We start from the raw sequence: 8089 nt of genomic DNA, 5'->3' as shown, positions 1-8089 counted from the left end.
AATGATTGGGTGGGATGTGGAGTCGATGGTCATGCCCTCACCCCCTCGCCCCCTCTCCCGCAGGCGAGCGAGGGGGAAGCACCGAACCAAACGCCCCTCGCCCACACGCGAGGTAAGGGGGAAGCATTCGATCATGAAGCTTGGAATGCCCCTCGCCCGCCGCAGTGGGAGAGGGGTTGGGGGTGAGGGGTCTTAAAACCTTGAGGTGAATTGAATGGCGCAGTTTCGGGTTGGCTCGATTGTTCGCTGTCGGAATCGTGAGTGGGTCGTGCAACCATCAACCCATCCTGATATTTTGCAGCTGCGACCACTTGGTGGGATTGATGGCGAAAGCTGTGGGATTTATCTGCCAATCGAGGGCGATACGGTTACAACCGCCCAGTTTCCGCCACCTGATCCGGCCATGGCTGGCGATTTTGTGGCTGGGCAGTTGTTGCGGAACGCCGCCCGCCTGAGTTTGCGCAATGGGGCTGGGCCATTTCGGTCGTTGGGCCGCTTGGGTGCACGCCCACGCCCCTACCAGCTTGTGCCGTTGTTGATGGCGCTGCGCCTCGACCCAGTTCGTTTGCTGATTGCCGATGATGTTGGGGTTGGTAAAACGGTTGAGGCGGCGTTGATTGTGCGCGAATTGCTCGATCGTGGCGAAATTAAGCGCTTTACGGTGCTGTGCCCGCCGCATCTCTGCGACCAGTGGAGCCGTGAGTTGGAGCAGAAATTTGGTATCGAGGCAACCGTCGTGCGTTCGAGCACTGCCGCCGCGCTTGATCGCACACTGCCCAACGCCGATATTAGTGTCTTCGAGTATTATCCTTTTACGGTTGCTAGCATTGATTACATTAAACATGATCGGCATCGGGCGAACTTTTTGCGAGCTTGCCCCGAATTGGTGATTGTTGATGAGGTGCATACGGCGGCGCGGCCAAGCGGCCCTGGCTCCGGTCAACAACAACGCTATGATCTGATTCGGGCGGTAGCCGACGATCAGGAACGGCATTTGTTGTTGTTGTCGGCCACGCCTCACAGTGGAATTGAGGATGCCTTTGTGTCGTTGTTGGGTTTGCTGCGCCCCGAATTTGAAACCTATTCGATGACCAACCTTAGCTCCAAGCAGCGCGATTTGCTGGCTCAACATTTTGTGCAGCGCCGCCGTGGCGATGTTGTGCGTTGGTTGGATGAAGAAACGCCGTTTCCAAAGCGTGAACATATGTTGCGTGATGCCACTGGCAATCGTGATATTACCTACCGCCTCGCTCAATCATCGGCCTATCGCAGTTTGTTTAATGAGGTGTTTGAGTTTGCCCGCGAGTTGGTGCACGAAAGCTTGCGCGAGGCTAATGCACCACGGGTTGCGGCCCGCACGCGGGTGCGCTATTGGGCGGCGCTCGCCTTGTTGCGCTGTGTGATGAGCAGCCCCGCCGCTGCTGAAAAAGCCTTGATGACTCGCGCTCGCAAAGATCCAACCACCCAAGCTGATGATCTGAGTTTAACGTTTGATGATGAGCTATTTAGTAGTGCGATTCACGACCGCAGCACACCCGCCGCTGATGAAGATGTTGAGCCAACCCATGTGATCGAGGAAGGCAGCACTGCCAGCGAGGCCGCCCGCTTGCAAAAATTTGCTGAAAAGGCGCGACAATTGCGCGGCGCAAACGACCCCAAGTTGCAAAGTATTGTGCCGATCGTGGCGCGTTTGCTGAAGGATGATTTTCAGCCAATTATTTATTGTCGCTATATTGCAACCGCTAAGTATGTGGCCGAGGAGTTGACTCGTGCCCTGAAGCCTGGCAACGATACGCGCATTTTGGCGGTAACTGGCGACCATAGCGAGGAAGAACGCGAAAGTTTAATTGCTGAATTGAGCGCCAGCCCCCGCCGCCTGTTGGTGGCAACCGATTGTTTGAGCGAGGGCATCAATTTGCAAGAGGCTTTCAATGCGGTGATTCATTACGATTTGCCGTGGAATCCCAATCGTTTGGAGCAACGGGAGGGGCGGGTTGATCGCTATGGTCAGCCAGCGCCAGTTGTGCGTATGGCTTTGGTGCGCGGCGAGGATAACCCCATCGACGAGGCGGTGATGCGGGTGTTGTTGCGCAAAGCAGTCACCATCCATCGCACGCTTGGCATTAGCGTGCCCTTGCCAGTCAGTAATGAAACCGTCGTCGATGCACTGATTGCAACCTTGTTTAAGCCGCCAGCAACTCAGCTGACCATGTTTGAAGCAATCGATCCGGCGACCTTTGCGGCGGCTGAACAAACCTTGGCCGAGGTCGAGTTGCAGTGGGCGCAGGCCGAACATCAAGCCGAGCAAAGCCGCACTCGTTTTGCTCAACATCGGATTCAGCCCCAAGAGGTGGCGCGTGAGCTTGAGGAAAGTGATGCGGTGCTGGGCGATGCTGATACGGTGCGCTCATTTGTGCGTGCTAGTTGTGAACGAATTGGTGCGCCATTGGTGGCGCTGGGTGCGCACGCTCCCGACCATTGGCGCGTGCCGATTATTCAATTGCCGCTGCCTGTGCGCGAACGGGTCGAGCCGTTGTTGCGTAATAAGGCGACTGAGTTAATCATCACGTTCACGGGGATTGCTGCTGAGGGCGTGCTGTTGGTTGGGCGTAATCATCCGCTGACGATGGCCTTGGCTGATTATGCCTTGGAAACTGCCTTGACTCCCGAGGATGGTTTGCCCGTTCCGGCGGCGCGATCAGGGGTGTTGCGTACAAAAGCGGTCGAACGGCGCACCTTTTTGGCCTTGTTGCGGGTGCGGATGCTGATTGCGACCAAACGCAATGAGCCGCTGTTGGCCGAGGAGTTGGTGGTGGCGGGGTTTGTGCGCGAGCCAGGCGGTTTTCGCAGCCTTGAGCCAGCAGCGGCCCTTGATCTGTTAACCAATGCCTTGCCTGATGCTAATATTGCCCACGCTGATCGCGAACACCAATTGCATTCGGCGCTTGATCTGTTGCCGCAGCTCGCCGCCGATCTCACCAGTTTGGCCCATACTCGTGCCGAACGCTTGGCTGAATCGCACTCACGGGTGCGCACGGCTACGCGCATGGCAGGCAAAGTTAGCGTCGAGCCACATTTGCCGCCCGATGTGTTGGGTTTGTATGTGTTGTTGCCAGTGTAAGGGATCATGCCCTCACCCCCTGACCCCCTCTCCCGCCCAGCAGGCGAGGGGGAAACGAGAAACCAAAAGCCCCTCGCCCGCCGCAGTGGGAGAGGGGTTGGGGTGAGGGAACGCCCCTCTCCCGCCGAGCGAGCGAGGGAGAAGCATGCGAGCATGAAGGGTGGAACGCCCCCTCGCCCGCCGCAGTGGGAGCGGGGTTGGGGGTGAGGGCATGCCCCTCGCCCGCCGCAGTGGGAGCGGGGGTTGGGGGTGAGGGAACGCTCATAGCCATATTCTAAGTTTGGGGGAATTTGATGAAATATACGGCGATTATCACCGAGGGCGGGTTGTTGCCTGCCGATATGCTTCAAGCGATTGCTGAGGGTGAGCAGGGCAGCCTCGCTGGTCAGCGCCCAGCCGATTTTGGCTTGCCTGCCAATCGCCGTATGAGCGATGATATTGCCGCTGCTTGGGGCCAGGTGCGGGCGCAATGGCAGATTTTTCAGGCGGCAATCGAGCGCCGCCCCCAAGATTCGCACACAACCTTGACCCGCCGTTATTGGGTCGAGCCGTTTTTGCAGTTGATCGGCTATGAGCCAACCAGCACCAAAAGCGCTCGCCGCGTTGATAATCGCACCTATGCTATCAGTCATTCCGCCGATGAGCACGATGATTCGCCGCCTATTCATATCGAGGGGATTAAGACTGATATCGACCGCCGCCCCGAAAGTGGTCGCCCACGGATTTCGCCCCACGCTTTGATGCAGGAATATCTCAATAGCACTGAACATACTTGGGGGATTGTGACCAACGGCAGGCGTTTGCGTTTGCTGCGTGATTCGTCGCAAACTACCCGCCCAAGTTTTGTCGAGTTCGATTTGGAGTCGCTGGTGACTGGCCAGTTGTTCAATGAGTTTGCGCTGCTTTATCGGATTTTGCATCGCACGCGCTTGCCAATTACCAGCGCCGATACCGCCCAATCGTTGCTCGAACAGTATCATCAGCAGGCGCGTGAGGCTGGCGGTCGGGTGCGCGAGGGCTTGCGCGAAGGGGTTGAACGGGCGCTCAAGTTGCTGGGCCAAGGCTTGTTGCGCCATCCACGCAACAGCGATTTGCGCCAGCGCTTTGCCACCAATCAATTAACTCCGCTGGAATATTATCGCCAGTTGCTCAAGTTGGTCTATCGCTTGCTGTTTTTGATGGTCGCCGAGGATCGCGGGTTGATCGAGGCCGAAACTGCTAGCGATAAATTATCGGAGTTGGCGCAGCGTGGCACGCCCAGCGAACGGCTGAAATTGTATTATGAGCATTATAGCGTTGGCCGTTTGCGGCGTTTGGCCGAGGTGCGCGGCGCTGGTCGCGGCCCTTACGATGATATTTGGATGGCGCTGCAACAAACGTTTCGGATTTTTGAGGGTACTGATCTTAAAGCCAATCGCTTGGGCATCGCAGCGCTCGATGGCGATTTGTTTGGCGAAGGCGCGATTGGGGCGCTCGAAACTGCTCATTTGCGTAATGCCGATGTTTTAGCGGCGCTGCGGGCGCTCTCGATCTATGCCGATCCGCAGTCGCGGGCTTTGCGGCGGGTCAATTATGCGGCGCTCGATGTCGAGGAGCTGGGTAGTGTCTATGAGTCGTTGCTCGATTATCGTCCGGTGGTCGCTGGCACAAGCTTCGATTTGGTCGCTGGCACCGAGCGCAAAACCACAGGCTCGTATTACACTCGCCCCGAATTGGTGCAGGAGCTGATCAAGAGTGCGCTTGAGCCAATTATTGCTGAACGCTTGCGCGATAAAAACCCGGAACAGGCACTGCTCTCAATTACGGTCTGCGACCCCGCTTGTGGTTCGGGCCACTTTTTGCTGGCCGCTGCTCGCCGCATTGGGCGCGAACTGGCACGGGTGCGCTCCGGCGAGGATCAGCCAACGCCCGATCAGTTTCGCCATGCGGTGCGCGATGTGATTACTCACTGTATTTATGGAGTCGATTTCAATCCGTTGGCGGTCGATTTGTGTAAATTGGCGCTGTGGATCGAGGGCCATTGCGCGGGCATGCCGCTTTCGTTTATTGATTATCATATTCGTTGGGGCAATAGTTTGGTTGGCGCAACTGAAGAACTGGTTAATCAAGGGATTCCCGATGATGCGTTTAAACCGGTGACTGGCGACGATAAAACGATCGCGAGCAATTTGCGCAAACGCAACAAGCGCGAACGTGAGGATATTGCCAGCGGCCAAATTACCATGAATCTTGCGCCCAGCCAGCTTGATCATGCGACGCTCGGTCGGGCCACACGCCAACTTGAGGCCTTGCCCGATGATAGTGTGGCGGCAGTGCGGGCCAAAGCGGCTCGCTACGCCCGCATGCGCGAGCAAGAACGCCCAAACTGGACGCGCTACAATCTTTGGACGGCGGCTTTTTTCCAGCCGATTACCAAGGATACGCTGCCGCTGATTCCAACTAGCGCTACCTTGCACGCCTTTGATACGGCCCGCCAAAGCGTCAGCGCTGGCCTGCTGGCTTGGGTCGATGGCCTTGCCGACCAGCCTGAAATGCGCTTTTTTCATTGGGAGTTGGAGTTTCCGCATATTTGTGGCGAAGGTAGCCCGCGTGGTTTTGATGTGATTTTGGGCAACCCGCCGTGGGAGCGGATTAAGCTGCAAGAGCAAGAGCATTGGGTCGATGTAGCCGAGATTCGCGAGGCGGCCAATAAAGCGGCGCGTGAGAAGTTGCTCAAGGCGTGGGCCAGCAGCAGCGAACCAAGCAAGCAACAGCGTTATGCCAAATTTGAGCATGCCAAATATATTGCCGAGGCTGCTAGCCGCTTTATTCGGGTTTCGCAGCGCTACCCACTGACGGCGGTTGGCGATGTTAATACCTATGCCTTGTTTTCCGAGCTTGATCGCGATTTGATCAATCGTAAAGGCCGCGCAGGCATTATTGTGCCAACTGGCATCGCCACCGATGATACAACTAAAGCCTTTTTTGGCGATTTAATCAAGAAACAATCATTAGAAAGGTTGATTGGTTTTGAAAATGAAGCATTTATTTTTCCTGAAGTACATAACGCTTTCAAATTCTGTGCACTTACAATGGTAGGAAATGATATTTCTAGCGAAACCCCTGACTTCATTTTCTTATGTAGGTATTTTAGTGATATAGAACAGGATGCTAGACATTTTAATATGACTAGCGATGAATTCGCCTTAATTAATCCCAATACTTTGAATTGCCCTATATTTCGTACTAAAACTGATGCACAGTTAACGAAAAAAATTTATCGGATTGCCCCAATCTTAGATAACCAAAAAACGAAACGAAATCCTTGGAATATATCGTTTGGTACAATGTTTCATATGGCAAATGATAGTGGTTTATTTAAAAACGAATCCTCACGCGATAGAATGCCTTTATATGAAGCAAAAATGATATGGCAATTTGATCATCGATTTGCATCACTCATAGGCAAAGAAAATGCAGGCAACAGATTATCCAGAAAATATGAAGGCTGGTATGGTGCAGATTATGGCAACCCAGAAGATCTTCCAATTCCTACATACTGGATTGATAGAGAGAGTATAGAGGATCGTATTCCAAGTAAGCATCAAAATAAGTGGTTATTGGTATTTCGTGATATTACTAGCAGTGTTGTTGAACGAACGGCGATTTTTAGCCTGATTCCACGAGTGGCGGTAGGCCATACCGCACCTTTGATTTTCCTAACAGATATTAATTCTAGTTTGTTTTCCTGCTTCTTAAGCATAGTTAATAGCCTTTGCTTTGACTACATAGTACGACAGAAGATTGGTGGCACACATTTAACCTTTGGCTATGTCAAACAACTGCCCGTGCTGCCACCCGAACGCTTTGATGCAGCCCAGCTAGCCTTCATCGTGCCACGGGTTTTAGAGCTGGTCTATACCGCGTGGGATCTGCAACCGTTCGCCGCAGATGTTTGGGCCGAACTTGATGAAACGGGGCGGCAGGCACTTTTAGCCCAAAACGCCGAGTGCAACCGAGATGCGCCGCCGGAGTGGTTCAGCCCACGTGATGGTTTTGCTTTGCCACCCTTCCGCTGGAGCGACGAACGGCGGGCGGTGTTGCGAGCCGAGCTTGATGCGCGGATTGCGCGATTGTATGGGCTAAGCCGCGACGAACTGCGCTACATCCTCGATCCGGCTGAAGTCTATGGCCCCGACTTCCCGGGCGAAACCTTCCGCGTGTTGAAAGAAAAAGAGCTGAAACAGTATGGTGAGTATCGCACGCGGCGTTTAGTGCTCGAAGCGTGGGATGGGGAGGATGCCCTCACCCCCTAGTCCCCTCTCCCGCCGAGCGAGCGAGGGGGAAGGGAAGCCCTCACCCCCTGACCCCCTCTCCCGCTGCGGCGAGCGAGGGGGAACCACTAATCGAAAAGCCCCTCGCCCATCGCAATGGGAGAGGGGTTGGGGGTGAGGGAACACTCAATCAAAGGAATACGTTGTATGGATCGGTTGCAAATTCCTTATCACCTAGCTCAAAAAATTCAAGCGATTGCCCAGACATTTCGTAAAGTGGCAACGCCGAGCGAAGCGCTTTTGTGGGAGGCAATCCGTGGGCGAAAACTTGATGGGCGAAAGTTTCGGCGGCAACATCCAATTGGCAGTTTTATTGTCGATTTTATCTGTATTGAGGAAATGCTGATTGTCGAGGTTGATGGAGCGATTCATTCCGACCAATACGAGGCCGATGCTGAACGGCAAGCCTTGTTAGAATGTTTGGGCTATCGGGTGTTGCGGTTGACTGCAGATAGCGTTGAACACGATTTACCCAATGCATTAGCGGCAATTCAGGGAATGTGGTGTATTTGAGCATGCCCTCACCCCCTAACCCCCTCTCCCGCCGAGCGAGCGAGGGGGAACCACGAAACGAACGCCCCTCGCCCGCCGCAGTGGGAGAGGGGTTGGGGTGAGGGAACGCCACTTGGTAGGAAATGTCAAGTTTTTTGGGCTG

3 protein-coding genes are annotated in these 8089 nt (G+C 54.7%); all 3 read left to right on the top strand.

All coding sequences use genetic code 11. From position 1 onward, the window contains the following. The first annotated feature begins 214 nt into the window (after positions 1–214). Complete coding sequence (locus DEF47_RS02170) at positions 215–3121, top strand: DUF8741 domain-containing protein (protein ID WP_287044944.1); 2907 nt, start codon at positions 215–217, stop codon at positions 3119–3121. A 293-nt stretch (positions 3122–3414) separates the two neighbouring features. Next, positions 3415–7416, top strand: coding sequence for an Eco57I restriction-modification methylase domain-containing protein (locus tag DEF47_RS02165; RefSeq protein ID WP_012189505.1), 4002 nt, complete (start codon positions 3415–3417; stop codon positions 7414–7416). 165 nt (positions 7417–7581) lie between these two features. After that, positions 7582–7947, top strand: a complete 366-nt coding sequence (locus DEF47_RS02160; RefSeq protein ID WP_012189506.1) for an endonuclease domain-containing protein — start codon at positions 7582–7584, stop codon at positions 7945–7947. Positions 7948–8089: the final 142 nt, after the last annotated feature.

Origin of the sequence: Herpetosiphon sp., from assembly GCF_003512625.1 — a bacterium.
GTDB lineage: Bacteria > Chloroflexota > Chloroflexia > Chloroflexales > Herpetosiphonaceae > Herpetosiphon > Herpetosiphon aurantiacus.
This window is presented reverse-complemented; position numbering and strand designations above follow the sequence as displayed.